The following is a 21,272-nucleotide window of genomic DNA, read 5'->3' as shown; positions in this document are numbered from 1 at the left end:
TCACGAATCCATCTGACTGCTCAGATACTCACCAGTTCGACGGTAATGATCGATCAAATGCCGCGTTGCGCTTTCTGCATCGCGATCCAGTGCTGCGTCCAGTATTTCCTGATGTTCTGCGTTGATATCACGTTTTTTGTAACTCGACCCGCCAGCCGCCAGATATCGATAGCGGATGTTCAGGTCGTAGAGCTGCGAGCAATACCGCAAGAGTAAAGGAAGCTTCGCATTGTCCAACAAGGCCATGTGAAACGCCTTGTGTGCGTCTTCAAAGTAGAGTGCCCCTTTTTGGCTCGCCTTTTTCATATGGTGGTGCCGCAAAACAAGCCTGTCTTCCCAGGCTGAGTTTGCATTGGCGATGGACTTGCGCAACGCGGTTTCTTCAAGATTGCATCGCAACATAAGGATTTCCTCGAAGTTGCATTTGCTAACTGGTGCCGCCCTGAAACCGCGCTGATCAATACGTTCCACCAACATATCCGATGTCAAAAGGCTTAGTGCTTCGCGAACCGGGCTTGCGCCGGTCTCCAGCATCCCGCGGAGCTGTTCAATCTTGAGCTTTTGGCCGGGCGGCAGCTCGCCTGTCAGGATCATTTCGCGCAGCTTTCGATACGCACCATGAGTGGCGGATGTCTCTTTGCCCTCAGTATCAAGCATGGCGTCCATATCCGACGGTTCCTATTTCGCGGCAAATACTCTTGAGTGCTCTTAACTGAGGGCACTCGTTCCAGTCGATAGACCAACTGAAAGGCTCAGTGAGCCTTCGTTGATCAACCAGCGCCGAAGTACAAAGCTACGTGCCCCACTTTTGTGCATGGGATCGTCTTCGGCCAGCTTCCGGGCGGACTCAAGGCTGTCGGCCCTATAGATGATGAGGCCAATCCCCTGCATATGCTCGCCGGTTTCATCCGACATGGGGCCTGCAAAAGCCAGTTGCCCCGAATGTTCAAGCTGCGCCTGATACGCCAGGTGATCTGGCAATGAAGCATTTACATCTTCGGGCGCTTTGGCTGGCGTGCTCAGCGCGACGTAAAGCTCCAACGCAAGTGCACCGCGGCTTTTTGCTTCTGATTTGTAGTCTGCCCAAGCAACCATTCGCGGCCTCCAAAAAAATCGATATTATTTGACATATTGCAAAATAGTCGGCAAAAATCAAGCAAGCTAACATGGAAGGTGACAATGAAATACCTGGTGGGAGAGACTTCGGAAGGCACAGCGGTTTTTGCCGTGAACGGTGAAAACGCAGTGAATCTAACGGCTTTGGACCCTGCCGTCGGTTCCGATTTGATGGGTCTGATTGGCAAGCCAGGTCTGGCCGACTCGCTGGCGGAAAAAATCACCTCGGCAGAAACTGTGCCTTTATCCTCAGTCACACCGGCGTTGCCCGTGGCGTCACCCGGCACGATCATTTGCATGGGTTTGAACTATACGGATCACATCAAAGAGGGCGGCTACGACATCCCCGAATATCCAACGCTGTTCATGCGCGGTAAGAATTCGATCATGGCGGCGGGCCAGCCTATGGTGCGGCCTGCGTGTTCGGAAAAACTCGACTACGAAGCCGAGCTTATGCTGATCGTTGGAAAACGCGGCCGCCATATCTCGGAGCAGGACGCGCTGGATTATGTCTTTGGCTACACTGTATTCAACGATGGTTCACTGCGGGACTATCAGCGCAAAACCGTTCAGTGGACGCCCGGCAAAAACTTTGATGATACGGGCGCGATCGGTCCTTTCACCGTGACGCCAGATGAGTTGCCCGAAGGGGCATCAGGTCTGAAAATCGAAAGCCGTGTGGGCGATGAAATCCTGCAAAGCTCGAACACGGCCAATATGATCTGGGGTGTCCGGCAGGTAATTGCGACGATCTCGGAATATACCACTTTGGAGCCGGGGGATCTGATTGCTCTGGGCACGCCACCTGGTGTGGGGCACGCCAAAAAGCCCAATCCCCGTTGGTTGAAACCCGGCGAAACCGTCGAGGTCGAGATTGAAGGCATTGGAGTTTGCGCCAGCCCAGTGATTGACGAAAAAGACGCCAAGTCAAAGGTCGCCGCAGCATGACCGCACCAACCGGGGCAGAGCTGGAAGCACTGCGCGCCAAGGCGCAGCAAGATCATCGTGATCTGCGCCAGCGCATTCCGCGGTTGTCCGACGATGCAATCGCCTTGATCCTTCGCGAGTCCAGGTCTCACTATGCCTGGACCGACCAGCCGGTTTCTGACGATCTGCTCGAAGAGATTTACGACATCACGATCAACGGCGCGACCAGCATGAATACGCTGCCCGCCCGCTTCGTTTTCGTGAAAAGTGCCGAAGGAAAAGAGCGGCTTGCCAAGTCGTTGAAGCCGAAGAACGTGCCAAAAATGATGGATGCGCCGGTCACGGCGATCGTTGCCTATGACATGGACTTCTGGAGGGAATTGCCTTTTCTTTTCCCGCACGAAGACCGACGGCCATTGTTTGAGAACAATCCCGAATATGTGGCCGATACAGCTTTTCGCAACGGAACGCTTCAGGGCGCTTATTTCATGATCGCCGCCCGAGCTGTCGGGTTGGATGTCGGCGCGATGTCCGGCTTTTCGAACAAGATCGTCGACGAGGAGTTCTTTGCAGGAACAACGCTCAAGTCGAACTTTTTGTGCAATCTGGGCTACGCAGATGAAACGGGACTGTTTCACAAGCTGCCTCGCTTCCCATTCGAAAAGGTTTGCTCTTATGCATGAGGAGGTGACCCAGTGGCCATGAAAGTGAAACCTGTCGTCACGTACCGCACGACAGCTCGATGCCCGACGCACGCGCGGACCGAGATTCCCATTCGTGATTTGGAGGTTGTCGTAGACGAACCGGTCGAACGGGGCGGAACAAATCTTGGCCCGTCTCCGACCGAAACCGCAATGGCAGCGCTGATCGCCTGCACCAACGTCATCGGGCACAAGAATGCGCACCGTTTGGGAGTTGATCTTGGCACAGTGACGATAGACGCGAAATGCAGGTTGGATCGCCGTGGTGTCCTAATGGAAGAAGAGATCGATGTTCCGTTTCCGGAAATTGAACTCACCGTGAATTGTGAAACGCCCGCCAGTCAGGAGGAGCTGACACGCGTGGGTGAGGAAACGGCCAAATACTGTGCCATCGCAAAGCTGTTCGAAGCGGCAGGCACTGACCTGACCGTCAACTGGGTCAAAACAAGCAGCTAAAAGTCAACAGACCCGACTTTCTGGGAGGAAAGCAATGAAAAACTGGACCAAACGCAGCCTTGTTGCGGCTGCTGTGGCAAGCGTCATGGCGATGCCTGCTATGGCGGAAGAGACCATTTCAGCCGTTGTGATTGATGGGTACCCAGATCGGGCCCTTTGGGTGAAGGAATTCACCAATTTCTTCATTCCAGAAGTGGACAAGCGGCTGGCTGAGTCCGGTAACTACAAGATGAGCTGGCAAGAGAACTATGGCGGTTCGATCGTCAAGCCGAAGGGTGTTTTGGAAGGTGTCCAACTTGGCCTTGGAGATATTGGGATCGTCACAACGATCTTCCATTCTTCAAAGCTACCTAGTCAGGGTATCTCGGGTTCGACGCCCTTCGTTGCATCCGACGCCCGTGCTGTGGCCAAAGCCGTGGATGAAATCGCGCGTGAATTCCCGGCGATGCAAAATGAGTTTGCCGCGCAGAACCAGGTTTACCTGGCAACTGGTGTCGTGCTCGATACCTATCAGGTTTTCTGTACAGAGCCGGTTTCGGCTGTTTCAGATCTGGAAGGCCGAAAAGTGGCCGGAGCTGGACTGAACCTCAGATATCTTGAAGGCATCAAAGACGCGGCCGGGGTCCGTGGCGGCCTGACCGATTTCTACAATATGCTTCAAACTGGCCTAGTCGATTGTGCGATGCTTTGGCCCGAGGCTGCCAAAACATTCAAGATCGCCGAAGTAGCTCCTTACATGCTCAAAGCTGACTTGGGTGCGGTGAATTCCAAGACAATAACTGTGAATTCTGACTATTGGGCAAAGTTGCCGGACGAAGTCAAAGACGTTCTTAAGGCCGTCGCCATCGACTACCGTGATCATGTGGCCGGTATCGCTATGGACCGCGCTGCGGCCTCAAGGGATGCCTATACCGAAGCCGGCGGAACGATTGTCGAAGTTTCGGACGAAGAACGAGCGGCTTGGGCCAACGCTATGCCAAATGTTGCACAGGAGTGGGCAGCCACCTTGAATGAAAACGGAGAACAAGGCGACGCGATTTTGGCCGCTTACCTCGGCAAGCTGCAGGACGCCGGTTTCACCGGAGTTCGTGACTGGACGGCCAAATAACCAGTTGGCGATCCACGAAAGGGGCCTCTCATGCTGAAGACCGCAGTTGCTGGCTTGTCGCGGGTCGCCAATTCGCTTGCAATCGCCGCCAACGCATTGGGTACGCTCGTCGTCCTTGCGCTGGTGGTCATTCTGAATGTTGACGTCATTGCACGGGGTCTGTTTTCGGCCCCGCTGCGCGGAACCTATGAGATGGTGCAATTCTCGGTCGTGATGATCGTGTTCCTGCAGCTGGCCGATGTGGTCAGAGTGGATCGATTGACGCGCTCGGACGGGTTTTTGAACCTGCTACACCATCGTCGCCCCGGTCTGACAGCCAATCTCAGGCGCATCATCAACGCGATTTCCGCAATCTTCATGGCCCTGATCGCTTATGTAACCTTCCCGGAATTTCTTCTTATGTGGGAGACACAGGACTACTTCGGAGTACCAGGTCTTTTCACATTGCCTTGGTGGCCGGTCAAACTGGTCATCGCGTGCGGTACTGCGCTTGCCTGCGTGATCTTCCTGCTCAAGGTCGTCACGGCGCAGGACCGCCCACAACTTGTCCGCACCCCAGAGCATGACGAGGCCGCAAAATGACTCCGATCGAGATTGGCCTGATCTCGGTCATCGCCATCGTCTTTCTGATTTACGCGGGCGTTTACATTCCTATCGCTCTGGGCGTGGTCTCGTTCGTGTCGATCTGGCTGATGCGGGACAACTTCACGCTTGCGCTCAACCTGTTGAAAGTGGCGGTTGGCGATAGCGCGATGGAGTATAGTTTTGCGACCATCCCGCTGTTTACCTTTATGGGGCTCATCGTTTCAAAAGCGGGACTAGGCAGGGATATTTACGAGGTCATGACCATGCGATTTCGCAAGGTCAAAGGCGGTATCGGAATGGCGACCGTTGGAGCAAATGCCGTGTTTGCGGCCGTTACCGGGTCGTCCATTGCGTCCGCATCAGTGTTCACCAAAGTCTCGGTCCCGCAAATGATGGCGCAGGCTTATAACCCGCGCTTTGCGGTTGGGGTTGTAGCCGGGTCTTCGGTCCTGGGGATGATCATCCCGCCGTCGGCAATGTTGATCATCTATTCCTTCGTCGCCGAACAATCCGTTGGGGACATGTTCCTGGCGGGGGTAATTCCGGGGATTATGCTGGCAATCGCTTATGTCGGTGCGATTTGGGTCATGGGGCGCTTCACCCCAGCTTTCGTCGGTGGTCGTGTTGTTGAAGACACCGAGTGGATGTCAGGACGCGAGATCGCCTCCAAGACACTGCCGACACTGTTCATCATTACCATCGTGCTTGGTGGTATCTACACGGGTTGGTTGACGGCAGTAGAAGCAGGGGCCGCCGGAGCTTTCGTTGCGCTAATCATCGCGGTTGCCCGCAAATCGATGTCTCCACGCGCTTTCTGGGACGCGTTGCTGGAAACCGGGCACATCACGGCGGCGATCCTGTTCCTGATTACGGCGGCTTCAATATATAGCCGAATGCTGGGACTGGCGGGGTTGCCAAATCAGTTGCAGGATCTGCTCGCGGGGAATTCCGCGTCCTTTTGGTCGATCATGCTGCTCTATGTTCTGTTGATGCTGTTTCTGGGAACATTGCTCGACACGGCGTCGATCATTCTAATCGTTGTTCCGTTGTTCCTGCCCATGGCCGAGGCGCTGGATATGTCGCTGATCTGGTTCGGCATTATCACCGTGGTCGGAGCCGAAATCGGGCTTTTGACACCGCCTTTGGGCATATCCTGCTTCGTTATCAAATCCACGATCAACGATGACCGCATATCACTCAAAGACGTGTTCATGGGCGCACTTCCATTTGCGTTCGTAATGCTGATCGTTCTGTTCATTCTGATCGAGTTCCCGATCCTCAGCCTTGCCCTGATTTAAGGAGGCCAAGATGCGCTCTGTCACCAAAGACAATATCACTGACGTCTTCATGGGGTACCTGTCCAAAGACTCCGATCCACGGATGCGCGAAATCATGGGCTCCCTGGTTAAACACCTGCACGATTTCGCCCGGGAAACCAACCTGACGCATAACGAGTGGCGGGCCGGGATTGCGTTTCTGGAAGGCTGCGCCGCGGTGGAAACCGAGGATAGGCATGAATTTGTGCTCGCCTCGGACGTGTTGGGCCTGTCGTCATTGGTTGACATGCTGCATTCCAGCCCTGACGCGACCAGTTCGTCTGTGTTGGGGCCGTTTCACGTCTCTGGCGCACCCCCGCTGCCGATCGGTGGCGATATGAAACGTCACTACGGCGGGCCGGTCCTTCTTGCTGAAGGCGTAATCCGGGATACCGAAGGCAACCCGATTGCCGGTGCAGAGCTGGATATCTGGCAAACGGCGCCAAACGGCCTTTACGCAAGCCAAGACGAAGAGCAAGACACCTTTTCATTCCATGGTCTGATGACGGTCGGCTCAGATGGCCGTTACGCTTTCACCACAGTCAAACCAGTTGAATATACGGTGCCATCTGATGGGCCAGTCGGAGACATTCTGCGAGCATGTGGTCGCCATCCCTGGCGACCGTCGCACCTGCATTACATCGTGAAAGCTCCCGGTTATCGCACTTTGGTGACCGAGATATTTCCCGACGATGATCCCTATCTGGATGAAGACACGGTGTTTGGCGTGCGCGCCGATCTGGTGATGACATATGATGAACGCCCAGCTTCTGAATTTCCTGATGGCATGGAACTTTCTGGTAAGATCACTGAACCTTTCTTGCATGTGAATTTCGACGTGACGCTTGCCAAGGACTGATTGATAGATAGGAGGCTTGAGGTGCTGAAACGTATCTTCATTTTGGGCGCTGCCCTGTTTTGCAGTGCCGCCATCGCACAAGAGCGCCCCATCTTCGACGCGCATATTCATTACAGCCACGACGCCGTCGAACTGGTGCCACCAGAACAGGTGGCTAAAATCCTTCGGGATGCGGGCGTGCGGAAAGCGCTAGTTTCCAGCTCAGACGACAATGGCACTCAGCTGTTGTTGGACGCGGCACCGGACATCGTCGTTCCAGCGTTGCGCCCGTACCGTCGTCGCGGTGAAATCAATACCTGGATGCACGATGAAACTGTAATTGCCTATCTGGAGGAAAACCTGGCCAAAAACGACTACGAAGCTATCGGCGAGTTTCACGCTTACGGCAACGATATCAAAACGCCGGTCATCCAGCGTATGATTGCACTGGCCAAAGAGCGGAACCTCATTCTACACCACCACGGTGATCGCGAGGCAGTTGACCTGATCTTCGAGACTTGGCCAGAGGCGCGGGTTTTGTGGGCGCATTCTGGCTTTGACGACCCGGCCAGTGTGTCTGACGCCTTGGATACCTATCCGAGGCTTTGGGCGGACTTGGCTTTTCGGTCGGATATGGTTTCACGCGGCCGTTTAGATCCGGATTGGAAGGCCGCGTTCGAGGCGCATCCCGAACGGTTCATGGTTGGGACGGACACATTTGCTCCGGAACGTTGGTACTATGTTGGCCCGCACGCAGATTTTTCGCGTGAATGGCTGGATCTGCTGCCGGATCGGATCGCAGACAACATCGCCTATGCCAACGCTGAACGTTTGCTGGCATCAGAATGATCCGTTGGGTTGCCTGGCTTCTTGCTTCGCCGGGCGCAGCAATTGCTTGTGACGCTGTGGGGCGACGCATGGGGTCGGAAGCCCCTGATGCGCCTGCGGTTTATTTGGGTGTCAGCGAAATTCCGTTGGCCCAACCGTTTTCCGTTCTGATTTCAGTCTGCAGTGAAACAACAGCACATGATGTTCGTGTTGATGCAATCATGCCCGCTCATCAGCACGGTTTGAATTACGTTCCCGAAGTTTCGGCATTGGGCGATGGAATGTTCCGGGTCGATGACTTGCTGTTTCACATGCCGGGACTCTGGGAGTTGCAGGCTGACGTTCATATCGGAGGGCGATCGCTGTCCTACACGTCAGAGATTTCGCTCAAATGAAGTTCTGGGCTTTAACCGCGCTATTGACGCTTCCGGTTGCGGTACACTCAGAAATTCTATTGTCCGAAGAGGAAATACAGCAAACGCTTTCCTTCGGGCCGTGGCCGCCAACATACCAGCCAGACCCCAGCAACCGCGTTTCAGGTGACGCAAGAGCTATTTCGCTCGGCGCGGCTTTGTTCAACGATCCGGTGCTGTCGGTAGACGGCGCTTTTTCTTGCGCGAGTTGCCACGACCCCGAACAGGCATTTGCAACATCCGAGGCGCGGGCGCTCGGCCGTGTCAGGTTGGATCGGAACACCCCATCCCTGAGAAACCTCGCGGGTCTGCGCTGGTACGGTTGGGGCGGCAAGAGCGATAGTCTCTGGGCAGCAAGTCTGCATCCGATCATCGAAGAACAAGAGATGGCTCATAGCAGCGAAAGTCTAAAGGCGGCAATCTCCGAGAGTTCTTATGCTGCTGATTTTGAGTCCATTTTTGGCAATATCCGAGATCAAGACCCGGATTTGGTGCTGGTCAACACTGCCAAGTCTTTATCAGCCTATCTGGAGACGCTTAGAACCGAGCGGACCCAATTTGACAGTTTCCGCGATGCGCTGGAACGCGGCGATCTGTTGGCGGCTGCGAACTATCCCGAAGTTGCTCAGAGAGGTCTAAAGCTCTTTCTGGGGCGCGGGAAATGTGCCCTTTGCCACAATGGCCCGGCATTTTCCAACAATGAATTTCACGACGCCGGTGTGCCTTACTTCCTAAGCGAAACCGAAGTCGATGAAGGACGGTTCGGCGGGTTGAACTTCCTATTTTCAAGCGACTACACACTGGACGGGGAATGGAACGACGATCCCGCCAGGCAAGGTGCGTGGGCCGTTCGCAGTGTGCATAGGCGTCATTCTGATTTTGGGACCTTTCGAACGCCAAGTTTGCGGGGTGTGGCTGAAACTCCGCCCTATATGCACGACGGCAGTTTGATCGACTTGGACGCGGTGGTCCGGCACTACAGCGAGCTTGATAGCGAAAGGCTGCATGCCGACGGTGAAGCCATACTCTCAGAACTGAGCTTGTCCGAGCAGGAGATCGCTGATCTCGTTATGTTTTTGGAGACTCTGTCCGGCGTTACATGGCCTTAAGATACTCCAATTCGGCCAAAGCGCCGCCTGAGTTATGTGGCACGCCGAATTTGGCTGACCTCATCTCCAGGTCAGAGGGTGTGGCCATTGGCCCATCCCGGTCACCTTCAGGCCAATCCGCCCCGCTGGTTCAAGCGAGGAGAGTCAACCTTGTTCCGGATAGGTTCGTGGTTGCCGAAGTAAACTGAGACTGGTTCGAATGCGCCTGACAGCGCCGCCACTCACTCCCGCCTTTCTCCACTGATTTTTTCGCCACGGGTTTCTGTGGGTGGTACCGTGGGCTGTGCCGCTCTACCTTGATCAGAGAAAGCGCGATATGGAGACCTGCGGCCGTTTATCCGAAGCGTGCAGTGTTTACCTAAATCCTTCGCCGTCCATTCATCACTCTGCAGCAATTTCAAGCAGGAGCGTCATCTCTACACACGAGTGAATTTCAAGCGTATCCGCAAGGCCGCTCTCGCCGAGCGGCCTCAACGTTGCATGGCCAAAAAAGGGCAGTGCCACGGACAATGTGGAGACCGGTGCTCATCCGCCTACACCTCCATGCATCCTGTTCAATTGAATTTATTTAGTATGAACTCTGCTTCCACGATGTTGACTGAAAGATAGGATCGTCCATCTGGGCGCTGGCCAGACAGGAAACCTTTCGCGATCTCTACTCAGACAACACTGCGCCATTCAGGTCAAAGTGCTTTGGGAACATTGCACGCAGAAATCGGAAAACAATTCTCATTGCTTCGTCGCGGTCAAATGAATCCGGGTGGAGTAGGTAATCAGTCCACATGCCTTCGAGCATTGCGAGTGTGCCGTGCGTGGCGTCCCTGGCAACCTGATTAGGGTGGTCCGTGTCAGTTTCTTTTGCAATTCGAGCGAAAGCGTTGAAAACCAAGTTCCGAAGCTTGGCGTCGCGGGTATCTGAAAACGCAGCGATTGCTGCTCTGTTTCGGGCCTCGCCTCGAAATGCGTACCAAATGGAGACGTTTTTCTTGTTGAGAATGGTCTCACTCAAGTCGCCCCGAACAATCATCTCAATATGTTCCTGCCCGGTTTGTCCGGTCGTTTCCAACAACTCATAAATGCCATTGTAGTATTGTTCGGATGAATAGCGGGCGGCTTCGTCGACCAAGTTGTCCTTACCACCAAAATGAAGATGAATCATGCCGCGGGACAGATTGGCGCGTTGGATGATTTCGCTGACTGAGGTCTCGGAAATCCCTTTCTCTGCCACCGAGTCGAGTACGGCCTCGATCAGAGAAAGGCGATTTCGTTCGCGTATTTCTTGTCGTCTTCCGGTCATATGATTAGGCGGCTCTATTTGTTTTCAGTCTCTTGCGGTGGCGTCTAGTGGCCGATGCGAAATTGGCCAGCCTCTATGTCGAAATAATCAGTTGACACAACTAGTGCAAAAATCCCAGATTTAAATGGACGATTGTCCATTTTGTGATCGACTGTTGTCACAGCATCGAAAACGACATTCAGCAGGGAAGCATGGCAGGAGCACTACGAAGTGAGACGGGCAAGGGCCTGGCACTTAGCGCGCCTGCGACGCTCTACGTGGGGCTGCTTGTAGCCGTACCGCTCTGTATTCTTGTCGCCTACAGTTTTTGGACCCAGACATATGTTCAGATTGACCGGACATTGACTTGGGCGAACTACCAAGAGGCGTTTACTGACCCCTTGGTTCGACACCTAATGATCCGTTCGGTTGCAATTGCGGGTGCGGTGACCTTGGCAACGGTTTGTCTGGCCTATCCGATTGCCTACTTCATTGCTTTTCGTACGCAAAAAAAGACCCTCTGGCTGTTGTTGATCACTATTCCTTTTTGGAGCAGCTACCTTCTGCGCGTGTTCAGTTGGAAACTCATTCTTGGTTTCAACGGGGTGTTGAACTCGGCACTGATTTCATTGGGTTTGATACAAGAACCACTGACATTCCTGCTCTACAATGAGTTTGCTGTGGTCCTTACGCTCGCCCACGCCTGGGCACCGTTTGCCATCCTGCCGATCTATGTATCGCTGCAAAAGATTGACCGCAGCCTTTTGGAGGCCGCAACAGACCTTGGCTGCAGTAAGTTGGAGCGCTTTGTACGTGTGACACTGCCCCTGACGGTGCCGGGGATCATCGCGGCCTGCCTGATCATTTTCATCCCAACCGTCGGCGATTACGTCACTCCGGCCTTGGTCGGTGGATCTCAGGGAAAAATGGTCGCGAACTTGATCCAGGTGCAGTTTGGCGCCGCCAATAATTGGCCGTTGGGTGCAACTCTGTCTCTTCTCGCCATGCTTTCGGTCGGCTGCGTTGCGATCCTGTTCGTGGTGGTCGTCACCGCATTGGGTCGGAGGATCAGATGACCAGGGTATTTCGCATCTCATGGTTGCTGGTTTACGCGATTGCCTACCTGGTGTTTCTCTATCTGCCGGTTTTGCTGTTGCCGCTGTTTTCGTTCAATGACGGAACCATCGTGGCGTTCCCGCTCAAAGGTTTCACGTTGAAATGGTACGCGCAGTTGGGTCAGCAAGACACGCTGTTGCAAGCCATGGTGAATTCGCTGATCGTCGGCAGCGTGACTGCCCTGATGGCAACTTCCCTGGGTCTCTTTGCAGCTCGCGCCTATGTCCGTTATCGCTTCACTGGGCGTGAGTTGTCCGAGGGATTGGTCATGCTTCCACTGGTCATTCCCGGCATCATCGTTGCCAGTTCAATGCTGGTTCTGTTTATCAGCATCGGGCTGAAACCATCGCTGACCACCGTGATCCTTGGGCATGTGTTTGTGGCGCTGCCCTTTTCCGTGTCGATCATGAAGTCTGCGTTCGACGACTTCGACCAGTCCCTGGAGGAGGCCGCGTTCGATCTTGGTGAAAGCGTTGTTGGGACGTTTCGACGTGTTACCCTGCCAATCGTCGCGCCGGGAATCATTGCTAGCCTGTTGGTCACCTTTACAGTGTCGTTTGACGAGTTCGTCCTGGCCTTTTTCCTATCCGGAAACAGCCCAACACTGCCGGTGTATATCTGGAGCCAAATCCGCTTCCCGGCAAAGCTGCCCAACACGTTGGCACTGGGGTCACTGCTATTACTGTCATCGGTCCTGCTGCTGTTGATTGCCGAATATTTCCGCCGCCGTTCCATCCAGTCCTCAGATTGAAGCCATAGGAATCAAGTAAGATGAGCGAACAGAACATCATCGAAATTAGGGGCGTAGAAAAACGCTTTGGTTCCTTTGTGGCTGTGTCTGATCTGAACCTGACCTTGAAAGAAGGTGAGTTCTTTTCGTTGCTTGGCCCTTCAGGCTGCGGCAAGACAACGGCTTTGCGTATCATCGCGGGTTTTCAGGATCACGAAGAAGGCGAGATCCGGATCGATGGTCGAACGATGGGAGAGGTGCCTGCCAACAAGCGCCCTACAAATATGGTGTTCCAAAGCTATGCGATCTTTCCGCATTTGAACGTCGGCGACAATGTTGGCTTCGGATTACGCAAAACAAAGCTGTCTCGGAGGGAAATCAAAGAGCGTGTTGCCGAGGCGCTTGAGATGGTCGAGCTTGGCGGCCTGCAGGACCGAAAAGCCAACGAATTGTCGGGAGGTCAGCGGCAACGTGTGGCACTCGCCCGGGCACTCGTTATGCGGCCCAAGGTATTGCTCTTGGATGAACCGTTGTCTGCGTTGGACAAAAATCTGCGCGAAGCGATGCAGTTGGAGATGCGACGCCTTCAACAGAAGCTTGGAATTACTTTCGTAATGGTCACGCATGACCAGTACGAGGCGATGACCATGTCCGACCGCATCGGCGTCATGTTCGCCGGGCAGCTCAAGCAGGTGGATAAGCCAGAGGTCCTGTATTCCCAACCCTGCAACCGGGAAGTGGCTTCTTTCATCGGTGGAATGAACTTTCTGGATGCCGAAGTGACTTCGGAGAATTCTGAAACGCTCGAAGTCAACGTCAAGGGCTTTGGAAAGATGGAAATCGGGGTGAACCCCAACGTCCAGGTGCATGACAAGGAACTTCTTGTCGGGGTTCGACCTGAGCAACTGGGAATCAGCTCGGAAAAGCCGGATGGCTACGATGCTCTTGTTCAGGGCGAGGTCTCGGACGTCGCCTTTTATGGCGAGAGTGTCCACTACTATGTGCGCGTCGATGGTCTGAAAGACAGCATTGCCGTCGCAGTACCAAACTACTTTCACACGGTCGATCACACGCGCGGCGATACCGTCTGGCTTGGCGTTCAAAGCGCCTCGGTGATTGACTTGGGTAAGCGTGAATCTTTGGGAGGAGAACAATGATTAAAACAGCATCACTTACGGCAGCCGTAGTTGCCACCTCTACCGCGAGCCAAGCTCTGGCGAACGCCGCTGACCTGACCGTTTTTGACTGGTCCGGATATGAGGATCAGGGTTTCTACGGCGATTATGTCGAAAAGTACGGTGGGGCGCCCAGCTACACCTATTTTGGCAGCGTGGAAGAAGCGTTCACCAAGCTTCAGTCCGGGTTTGAAGCCGATTTGGCTCACCCTTGCACAGATGCTCTGAGGAAATGGGTGGCGGCAGATTTGATCAAGCCAATCGACACCAGCAAGCTGGAGAATTGGGACAAGTTGATGCCCAAGATCAAAGAGGTCGATGGCATCACGATCAATGGGCAGACCTACATGGTGCCGTTTGAGTGGGGCAACACTGGCCTGATCTATCGCACCGATATGATTTCGGCGGATGATGTTTCGCTGCAATTGCTTGCAGATCCCGCCTATCAGGGCAAAGTCGCCATTCCGGACGCCGCTTCCAGTGCCTTTGCAATGGCAGCCTTGGCAACCGGCGCCTCCAGCTATACCGATATGAGTGACGAGGAATTCCAAAAAGCGGCGGACTATCTGCGCGCGGTTCATCCGAACGTGCGGTTTTATTGGTCCGATGCCGGCCAACTGGATCAGGCAATTGCCAGCGGTGAGGTCACGCTGGGTTGGGGATGGAACCAATCGGAACTGAACCTGATCTGGAACGAAACCCCAGCAGTCATGATGCGTGATGTGGACAAAGGCATCGCGACCTGGGTCTGCGGTTATGTACATCTGAAATCTGCGAAGCAGTCGGATGAGCAGGTCTATGACATGCTGAACGCGCTCAGCTCCGCGGCAAGTGGGAAGTACATCATTGAAAGCTGGGGCTACGCCCACGCCAATGAAGACGCTTTTGCACAGGCAGACCCGGAGTTGATCGAGACTTACGGGTTCTCGGATGTGGACAGCTTCTTTGAAGGCAGCTTGTTCTTCGACGCCGTTAACCCCGAGTTGGAGGCCAAGATGTTGAAGGAATTCGAGCGCATTAAAGCGGGCTTCTGAGGGCGCTCTTACAACACAGCCGGGAATGGTGGGGATGTAGAAACCCTTCCATTCCCACGAAACTATTTCCGATTTTCTTGGAGGAAGCGCGGCAATGTCAGGCGCTGACGGATATTCTGTACTCTTTGAACCGGTTCAAATTGGGCCAGTGACGGCTCGAAACCGGTTCTACCAAGTGCCCCACTGCAACGGCATGGGGCACTTGCGACCGCAGGCCGAGGCTGCCATGCGGGCAATGAAGGCCGAGGGTGGTTGGGCCGTCGTCTCCAACCAGGAGACGGAAATTCACCCGACTTCTGACCTGTCCCCGTTTGCCGAAAACCGACTTTGGGATGAGCGGGATATCCCGGCGCTGCGCCTGATGACCGAGGCGGTGCATGGAAAGGGGTCTTTGGCGGCTATTGAATTGGCGCATAACGGTCACCACGCGCAAAATCATCTGAGCCGGGCCCCTTTGCTGGCGCCTTCAGAACTTGCCTTGCAAACTGCTTATCCCAAGCAAGCCAGGGCGATGGATAGGGCGGACATTCGCGAATTTCGCAAGTGGCATCGCGCAGCGGCTCGCCGCTCGCGCGAAGCCGGGTTCGACATCGTGTATGTATATGCCGGGCATCACATGACCTTGCCTCATCATTTCCTGCTGCCACAGTTCAATGATCGAACGGATGAGTATGGAGGTTCACTGGAGAACCGGGTGCGGCTAACCCGCGAGCTTCTTGAAGAAACCAAGGAAGAGGTTGGAGACGATTGCGCCATTGCCCTGCGATTTGCGGTTGACGAAATGCTCGGGGCAGACGGCATGCAAGCGCAGGAAGAAGGCCGTGCTGTAGTCGAGTTGCTGGCCGAGCTTCCTGACCTTTGGGATGTTAACGTGGCAGATTGGAGCAACGACTCTGCAACTACCCGGTTCGAGCCCCGCGACGGCTTTCAAACCTCATATATCGAATTCGTGAAACAGGTGACTTCCAAACCTGTTGTTGGCGTCGGGCGTCTTACGTCGCCGGATTTGATGGCGTCACTGGTCAGGAAAGGCATTCTTGATTTTATCGGCGCGGCGAGGCCATCCATCGCTGATCCGTTTCTGCCCAACAAAATCAAGGAAGGTCGCATCGAAGAAATCCGTGAGTGCATCGGTTGCAATATCTGTGTTTCATCCGACTCTCTCGGTGTCCCCATACGCTGCACACAAAACCCGACCATGGGCGAAGAGTGGCGGCGGAAATGGCATCCAGAGTTCATTGAGCGTCGGGGGAAAGAGAAAACTGCGCTCGTTGTGGGCAGCGGACCAGCCGGACTTGAATGCGCCATGCAATTGGCGCGGCGGGGATACGAGGTAACTCTGGCGGAAGCCAAGCAAGAGCTTGGCGGCCGTGTCTTGCAGGAGTCTGGTCTGACCGGGCTGTCCGCTTGGAAACGCGTCACAGATCACAGGATTTATGACCTTAGGCAAAGAGGGAACGTTCAACTGTTCACCGACAGCCTGTTGTCAGCAACCGAGGTTGTCGAGCTGGCTATTCCGAACGTCTTTGTCGCAACTGGCGCAAAATGGCGACGAGACGGGCGCGGGAAATCTGGATTTCACGGCGTATCAATAAGCACCGGCGCTCAGGTATTTACGCCGGATGACATCATGTCAGGGACACTGCCGGGGTGCGGTCCGGTTTTGGTCTACGATGATGAACAGGCATATCTCGGTGGTGTATTGGCGGATCATCTGGCTCGGGCTGGACATGAGGTCGTCTTTGTAACACCGGCTTCGATGGTTTCGCCGTTTACTGAACTAACGCTGGAACAAACACGGGTACAACGCAGTCTTCTGGAGGGCGGCGTCCAACTGGTCCTGTCTCATACATTGGACTACGTGGCGCCGGGGCAGGCGACCGTGCGATGTGCGTACACGGGGCGAGAACAGACCAAAAACTGTGGTTCAGTTGTGTTGGTGACGCAGCGCGCGCGCGAAACCAACCTCTACGATGAGCTGCGCAGCTTGGCCAGCAATCCGCTGACTACGTTGGAATTGATCGGGGATGCAGCAAACCCCGGCTTGATCGCGGACGCAGTATATTCGGGCCACATGGCTGCTCGGAATTTCGAGCGCGAGGCGGGCGAAATTGACCGCGAATTCTTCCGTCGGGAACTCGTTTCCCTTGAATTTGTTTGAGGTGCGCCATGCCAAAAGATGATTTGCAAGTTATGCGGGACTTGATGGGCTCGCAACGTGAAGGGTTCGCCTTGCCTCGTCACTTCTACACGTCTCAAGCCGTATACGAGAACGATATCAGTGCGTTCTGGAACCGAAACTGGATCTGGGTCGGCCATGTTAGTCAGGTCCCTGAACCGGGTGATTATTTCCTGTTCGACTATGGGCCCGAGTCCATCATCATCGTTCGGGATCGTGAAGGCGAAGTGCGCGGGCATCTGAACGTATGCCGCCATCGTGGATCGCGGGTTTGCATCGAACGGAAAGGCAAAGCCCGCAACTTCATATGTCCGTATCACGCGTGGACTTTCGACTTGAACGGCAAACTGCGGAACGGTCGATCAATGGGATCGGGTTTTGATCCGGGCCAGTATGGGTTGTTCCCGGTTCAGGTGAAGATATACCAAGGTCTTATATTCGTCTGTGCAGCCGCGAATGCACCACCTCTGGATGCCGCGCTGGAGCGACTCACTCCACTTTCAAAGCCGTTTGACTTTGAAAATCTGAAGGTCGCTCATGAAGCCTCGTATCCGGTTCCCGCGAACTGGAAACTGGCCTTGGAAAACTATCTGGAATGCTATCACTGCGCCCCGTCTCATCAAGACTATTCGCGCAGTCACTCGTTGAAAGATCCTGCTCAAGTTCTTGAGTTCAGCGGCGCTCTTCGCGAGCGGATGGACGAAGTCGGAGTTCCCTTGGAGGAGTTGGACCTGACCGGAGAAAACGCGCTCGCGCCGGGTGCAGATGTCTATTGGCGGCGCTACCCGCTGTTTCCTGGGTATTTGACGGGCAGCAAGGATGGTACGCCTTTGGCTCCCGCTCTGGGAGAGCTAAAGGGTCACGACGGCGGTGCCACCGATCTGGGGATCGGGACTTTGAACTACTTCCTTGTTTATGCAGATCACATGGTTGGCTACCGGTTCGTTCCGCGCGCTCTGCAGGAAACGGATATTCAGATCGTCTGGTATGTGCGCGGCGATGCTCGAGAGGGTCGTGACTACGACAAGAATGCGTTGACATGGCTCTGGCATGTCACGTCGCTCGATGATGAGCGGATCATCCGTCACAATCAGGAAGGTGTGAACTCCCACCATTTCGTGCCGGGACCGCTGTCCGAGATGGAGTGGAGCATTCCTGGTTTCTATCGCAACTACTTCAGCATGATCTGACACGCTCAGAATTCGGAGAAACACCATGACAGAGTTAACGAAGCGCAGATCAAGACGGCGCGGGGGCGGGCGTGAGGCACGTGCTGCCGTGCGAACCAGCAATGTCGCTTCGCAGGCAATCTGGCCGGGGATTGCCGGAGGAAGATACAAGCCCCTTTCAGACGCTGACATTGCGCGCATTCATGAAGCCGCCCTGAGTATTCTGGAGCGTACGGGCGTCGGTGATCCAACACAGGAAGTTCTTGATCTCGTGCTGCCCAAAGGGGCGACGGTGAACGAGCACGGCAGGCTATGCTTTCCTCGGGCCTTGATGGAAGACCTGTTGGCCAAGACCGCAAGCGAATTCTATGTCCATGCACGCGGATCTCGGGCCGGAAAGGACGATATGCACTGCACCAAGGACAAGGTGTATTACGCAAATTCCGGTACGGCGGTGACAACGTTTGACGCGGAAACGCGCAGTTACCGACCATCGACGCTCAAGGATATCTACGATTTCACCCGTCTTGTAGACCGGCTCGACAACATTCACATGACCGGTGATACGGTTCTGGCAACGGATGTCCCGCAGGACTACGAGCATGACATGAGCATGCTATACGCCATTCTGGCGGGAAGCGAGAAACCGTCCTGCCTGACATTCCGCACGCGCGAACACATAAAAGACGCCATTCATATGTTCGATTTGGCATCGGGCGGGGAGGGAAAGTTCCTTGAAAAGCCTTCGGTGATTTTTGGAGGCTGTCCCATCGTCTCACCGCTTAGGTTCGGGCGGGAAAACCTGGAAATCCTAATTGATACTGCAAAAATGGGCCTTGTCTGCGACCTTGCCGTTCCGCCACAAGCCGGAGCCACGTCACCAGCGCCATTGGCCGGCACGCTGGCGCAGGCGGTGGCCGAGACCCTTTCCTGCGTGGCCGTTGCCAACCTGATCAACCCAGGAACACCTGTCGTCTTTGCGGCTTGGCCGTTCATTACTGATCTGCGCACTGGATCGTTTACTGGCGGAAGTGGCGAGCAGGCTTTGATTTCAGCCGCTGCTATTCAGATGGGCAACTTCTACAACCTACCAACCAGCGTCGGATGTGGAATGACGGATTCCAAAATCCCCGATGCGCAATATGGGCTGGAAAAAGCGCTTACCTTCGCTTTGGCGGCCCATGCGGGAGCAAACCGGTTGTGCGAGTTTGGTGGAATGCTCGGCAGCCTGATGGGCTGTAGCTTTGAGTCAATGGTGATCGACAACGAGGCAGCGGGCATGATCTCTCGAACACTGCGCGGGATCGAGGTGAGTGACGATACGCTTTCGGTCGACGTCATCCATGAATGCGCAATAGATCCCGGTCATTTCCTTGGTAATGCGCAGACCTTGCAATACATGGAGACCGAGTATGTCTACCCAACCTTGATGGATCGGGAGCTTACCGACACTTGGGAGAAGGCAGGCCGTCAGGATATGTTCGAGCGGAGCAGGTCGGTTGTGAACGATATCCTATCCAATCACTACCCGAACTACTTTGGCAGCAAGGCTGATGAAGAGGTTCGATCCAAGTTTCCGATCAAGTTGCCGCCTGAAGTAATGCGGGCTGGGTGAGCGTAGCAGGTCGCGGTAGGGGCTCGCCACTTGCAAGGTTGCGAGGCCACCCCGAAGCCATTCCTAAGTTCTCAACGCATTCTGGCGCGTCAGGTCCTCGGTCGCCAGCCGGATGCCCTTTTCAAGGATGTCGAACATCTGGTTCAACTCGTCTTCCGAAATGATCAACGGCGGAGAAAACACACACATATTGATGATTGGCCGCAGGATCACTCCGTTCTCCTGACAATGATGATCGATCAATGCGCCAACTGATTTATCAAGATCCAGCAAGTTATCGGCTTTGGCGTCCGCAACACACTCAACGCATCCAACCAGCCCCATACCGCGGGCATCACCGACGAGCGGCAATTCAGCTAGGGCCTGCAGGCGTTCTGCGAACAGCGGCGTGATCGCGCGGACATGCTCAAGAACGCCGTCACGCTCCATGATTTCGATCGTCTTCAAACCGGCCGCCGCGCTTACTGGGTGGCCCGAATAGGTGAAGCCATTAGAAAAGGTAGCGTCCTGGGCGTGTTCGCCGCTTATTTCTGCTATCAGCCGATCAGAAATGATGCAGGCCCCCATCGGCACATACCCTGAAGTCATTCCCTTAGCGCAGGTGATGATATCCGGCTGAATACCGAAGACGGCTTCGGACGCAAACCAATGCCCAAGCCGTCCGAACCCAGTCACAACCTCGTCCGAGATATACAGGACATCGTACTTTCGGCAGATTTCCAGACAGCGCAGATGATATCCCGGTGGAGGTACGATGACACCTCCAGAGCACAAGATCGGTTCAGCGATGAAAGCTGCGACCTTGTCTGCTCCGGTCTGCAGGATCATGTTTTCCAGATCCGCTATTTTTTCGTCCAGAAAGTCGTCGACTGTCTGCTCGGGGCGACGCGTATAAGGATTCACATTCGGCAGGAAGCGCGTCAGGTGACTTGCCTGGTCCAGCCAACCTTTGTCTCGCTCTTTTCCGGACACTGAGGCCGCCAGGTAGGTCGATCCGTGATATGCTTTCTGCCGCGATATCACGATCTTCTTTTCAGGCTTGCCCAGAAGGTTGTTGCGAAACTGCACAAACCGCAGAGCGGAATCCACGGCGGTTGAGCCACCTGTCGTGAAGAACACATGGTTCAGGTCGCCCGGCGTCCTCTTGGCGATCTCATGCGCCAACCGGGCCGGGGCTGAGTTGGCATTGTTGAAGGGCGAAAAATACGCCATCTCTTTCGCTTGCTGGGCCATAGCATCGGCAATTTCTTTGTTTCCATAGCCCAATTGTACGCACCACATGCCGGCAGGGCCGTCTATTAGGCGCTTTCCGTCCTCAGTGAAAACGTGAACGCCCAGACCGCTTTCTGCAAAGGTGCGTTCATTTTGGCCCAGGCATGACATACCTTCCCACGGGTGCAGGAAATGTTCGTTGTCCCACTCGCGAATGGACCGAAAGTCAGAGTTGGAAAGGGTCATGCAGCGCCTTGATGAAATGGAAATCACAAAATGAACGAATATTCATTCAATGTCAATTCTTGAACTTTCGCTCTGCTTAATGCGAGAAGACAAAGGGCGACCACCCAGCGGAGGACAAACAAG

21 protein-coding genes are annotated in these 21,272 nt (G+C 54.7%); 17 read left to right on the top strand and 4 right to left on the bottom strand.

The genetic code is table 11. The annotated features are described in order from the left end of the window. Nucleotides 1–666: a GntR family transcriptional regulator gene (locus ACR0NB_RS07300; RefSeq protein WP_480775302.1), complete on the bottom strand. Its 666-nt coding sequence runs from the start codon at nt 664–666 to the stop codon at nt 1–3. A gap of 42 nt (nt 667–708) precedes the next feature. Further along, the gene (locus ACR0NB_RS07295; RefSeq protein WP_480775301.1) at nt 709–1,095 is read right to left on the bottom strand and encodes a YciI family protein; all 387 of its coding nucleotides are present in this window, start codon (nt 1,093–1,095) and stop codon (nt 709–711) included. Nucleotides 1,096–1,131: 36 nt separating this feature from the next. Between ACR0NB_RS07295 and ACR0NB_RS07290 the strand changes: the two genes are divergently transcribed. From ACR0NB_RS07290 to ACR0NB_RS07245, 10 genes are read left to right on the top strand one after another with little or no spacing between them, the layout of a single operon-like run. Next, on the top strand, nt 1,132–2,064 hold the full coding sequence (locus ACR0NB_RS07290) for a fumarylacetoacetate hydrolase family protein (RefSeq protein ID WP_480775300.1): 933 nt from the start codon (nt 1,132–1,134) through the stop codon (nt 2,062–2,064). Beyond that, a complete protein-coding gene (locus tag ACR0NB_RS07285; protein ID WP_480775299.1) occupies nt 2,061–2,726 on the top strand; it encodes a malonic semialdehyde reductase in 666 nt (221 codons plus the stop codon). Before ACR0NB_RS07290 ends, ACR0NB_RS07285 begins: the two co-directional genes overlap by 4 nt. An 18-nt stretch (nt 2,727–2,744) precedes the next feature. Beyond that, complete coding sequence (locus ACR0NB_RS07280; RefSeq protein WP_480775298.1) at nt 2,745–3,200, top strand: OsmC family protein; 456 nt, start codon at nt 2,745–2,747, stop codon at nt 3,198–3,200. Nucleotides 3,201–3,234: 34 nt separating this feature from the next. Next, nucleotides 3,235–4,308 (top strand): C4-dicarboxylate TRAP transporter substrate-binding protein, encoded by a 1,074-nt coding sequence (locus ACR0NB_RS07275; protein WP_222458263.1) that lies wholly within the window; start codon nt 3,235–3,237, stop codon nt 4,306–4,308. A gap of 30 nt (nt 4,309–4,338) precedes the next feature. Next, nucleotides 4,339–4,890, top strand: coding sequence for a TRAP transporter small permease subunit (locus ACR0NB_RS07270; RefSeq protein WP_093961651.1), 552 nt, complete (start codon nt 4,339–4,341; stop codon nt 4,888–4,890). Further along, nucleotides 4,887–6,191 (top strand): TRAP transporter large permease, encoded by a 1,305-nt coding sequence (locus tag ACR0NB_RS07265; RefSeq protein ID WP_170339327.1) that lies wholly within the window; start codon nt 4,887–4,889, stop codon nt 6,189–6,191. Before ACR0NB_RS07270 ends, ACR0NB_RS07265 begins: the two co-directional genes overlap by 4 nt. A 10-nt stretch (nt 6,192–6,201) precedes the next feature. Further along, nucleotides 6,202–7,068 (top strand): dioxygenase family protein, encoded by an 867-nt coding sequence (locus ACR0NB_RS07260; RefSeq protein WP_480775297.1) that lies wholly within the window; start codon nt 6,202–6,204, stop codon nt 7,066–7,068. A gap of 42 nt (nt 7,069–7,110) precedes the next feature. Further along, nucleotides 7,111–7,896, top strand: a complete 786-nt coding sequence (locus ACR0NB_RS07255; protein WP_480775296.1) for an amidohydrolase family protein — start codon at nt 7,111–7,113, stop codon at nt 7,894–7,896. Continuing rightward, entirely contained in the window at nt 7,893–8,270 is a 378-nt protein-coding gene (locus ACR0NB_RS07250) for a hypothetical protein (RefSeq protein WP_480775295.1), read from the top strand. The genes ACR0NB_RS07255 and ACR0NB_RS07250 overlap by 4 nt, the downstream gene beginning before the upstream one ends. Then, on the top strand, nt 8,267–9,397 hold the full coding sequence (locus tag ACR0NB_RS07245; protein WP_480775294.1) for a cytochrome-c peroxidase: 1,131 nt from the start codon (nt 8,267–8,269) through the stop codon (nt 9,395–9,397). The genes ACR0NB_RS07250 and ACR0NB_RS07245 overlap by 4 nt, the downstream gene beginning before the upstream one ends. A 655-nt stretch (nt 9,398–10,052) precedes the next feature. Here the strand turns inward: ACR0NB_RS07245 and ACR0NB_RS07240 are convergent. Further along, nucleotides 10,053–10,694 (bottom strand): TetR family transcriptional regulator C-terminal domain-containing protein, encoded by a 642-nt coding sequence (locus ACR0NB_RS07240; RefSeq protein ID WP_480775293.1) that lies wholly within the window; start codon nt 10,692–10,694, stop codon nt 10,053–10,055. Nucleotides 10,695–10,885: 191 nt separating this feature from the next. On the opposite strand from ACR0NB_RS07240, the gene ACR0NB_RS07235 reads away from it, so the two are divergent. The 7 genes from ACR0NB_RS07235 (at nt 10,886) to ACR0NB_RS07205 (ending at nt 19,691) form a co-directional block, all read left to right on the top strand. After that, on the top strand, nt 10,886–11,749 hold the full coding sequence (locus ACR0NB_RS07235; protein ID WP_170419478.1) for an ABC transporter permease: 864 nt from the start codon (nt 10,886–10,888) through the stop codon (nt 11,747–11,749). Then, the gene (locus ACR0NB_RS07230; protein ID WP_170357403.1) at nt 11,746–12,540 is read left to right on the top strand and encodes an ABC transporter permease; all 795 of its coding nucleotides are present in this window, start codon (nt 11,746–11,748) and stop codon (nt 12,538–12,540) included. The genes ACR0NB_RS07235 and ACR0NB_RS07230 overlap by 4 nt, the downstream gene beginning before the upstream one ends. Nucleotides 12,541–12,560: 20 nt before the next feature. After that, complete coding sequence (locus ACR0NB_RS07225) at nt 12,561–13,676, top strand: ABC transporter ATP-binding protein (protein ID WP_480775292.1); 1,116 nt, start codon at nt 12,561–12,563, stop codon at nt 13,674–13,676. Continuing rightward, complete coding sequence (locus ACR0NB_RS07220) at nt 13,673–14,728, top strand: ABC transporter substrate-binding protein (protein ID WP_480775291.1); 1,056 nt, start codon at nt 13,673–13,675, stop codon at nt 14,726–14,728. Before ACR0NB_RS07225 ends, ACR0NB_RS07220 begins: the two co-directional genes overlap by 4 nt. A 94-nt stretch (nt 14,729–14,822) precedes the next feature. Further along, the gene (locus ACR0NB_RS07215) at nt 14,823–16,889 is read left to right on the top strand and encodes an oxidoreductase (RefSeq protein ID WP_170437029.1); all 2,067 of its coding nucleotides are present in this window, start codon (nt 14,823–14,825) and stop codon (nt 16,887–16,889) included. An 8-nt stretch (nt 16,890–16,897) separates the two neighbouring features. Continuing rightward, a complete protein-coding gene (locus tag ACR0NB_RS07210) occupies nt 16,898–18,097 on the top strand; it encodes an aromatic ring-hydroxylating oxygenase subunit alpha (RefSeq protein WP_170404028.1) in 1,200 nt (399 codons plus the stop codon). A 25-nt stretch (nt 18,098–18,122) separates the two neighbouring features. Further along, nucleotides 18,123–19,691 carry a trimethylamine methyltransferase family protein gene (locus ACR0NB_RS07205; RefSeq protein WP_222458278.1) on the top strand — a complete coding sequence of 523 codons (1,569 nt, stop codon included), beginning with the start codon at nt 18,123–18,125 and terminating at the stop codon, nt 19,689–19,691. A 63-nt stretch (nt 19,692–19,754) separates the two neighbouring features. On the opposite strand, the gene ACR0NB_RS07200 is transcribed toward ACR0NB_RS07205, so the two are convergent. Then, on the bottom strand, nt 19,755–21,149 hold the full coding sequence (locus tag ACR0NB_RS07200; RefSeq protein WP_480775290.1) for an aminotransferase: 1,395 nt from the start codon (nt 21,147–21,149) through the stop codon (nt 19,755–19,757). Nucleotides 21,150–21,272 lie beyond the last annotated feature (123 nt).

Source organism: Ruegeria sp. CG3, assembly GCF_056537205.1.
Note: the sequence above shows the minus strand (reverse complement) of the source record. Positions and strands in the feature narration are given on the sequence as shown.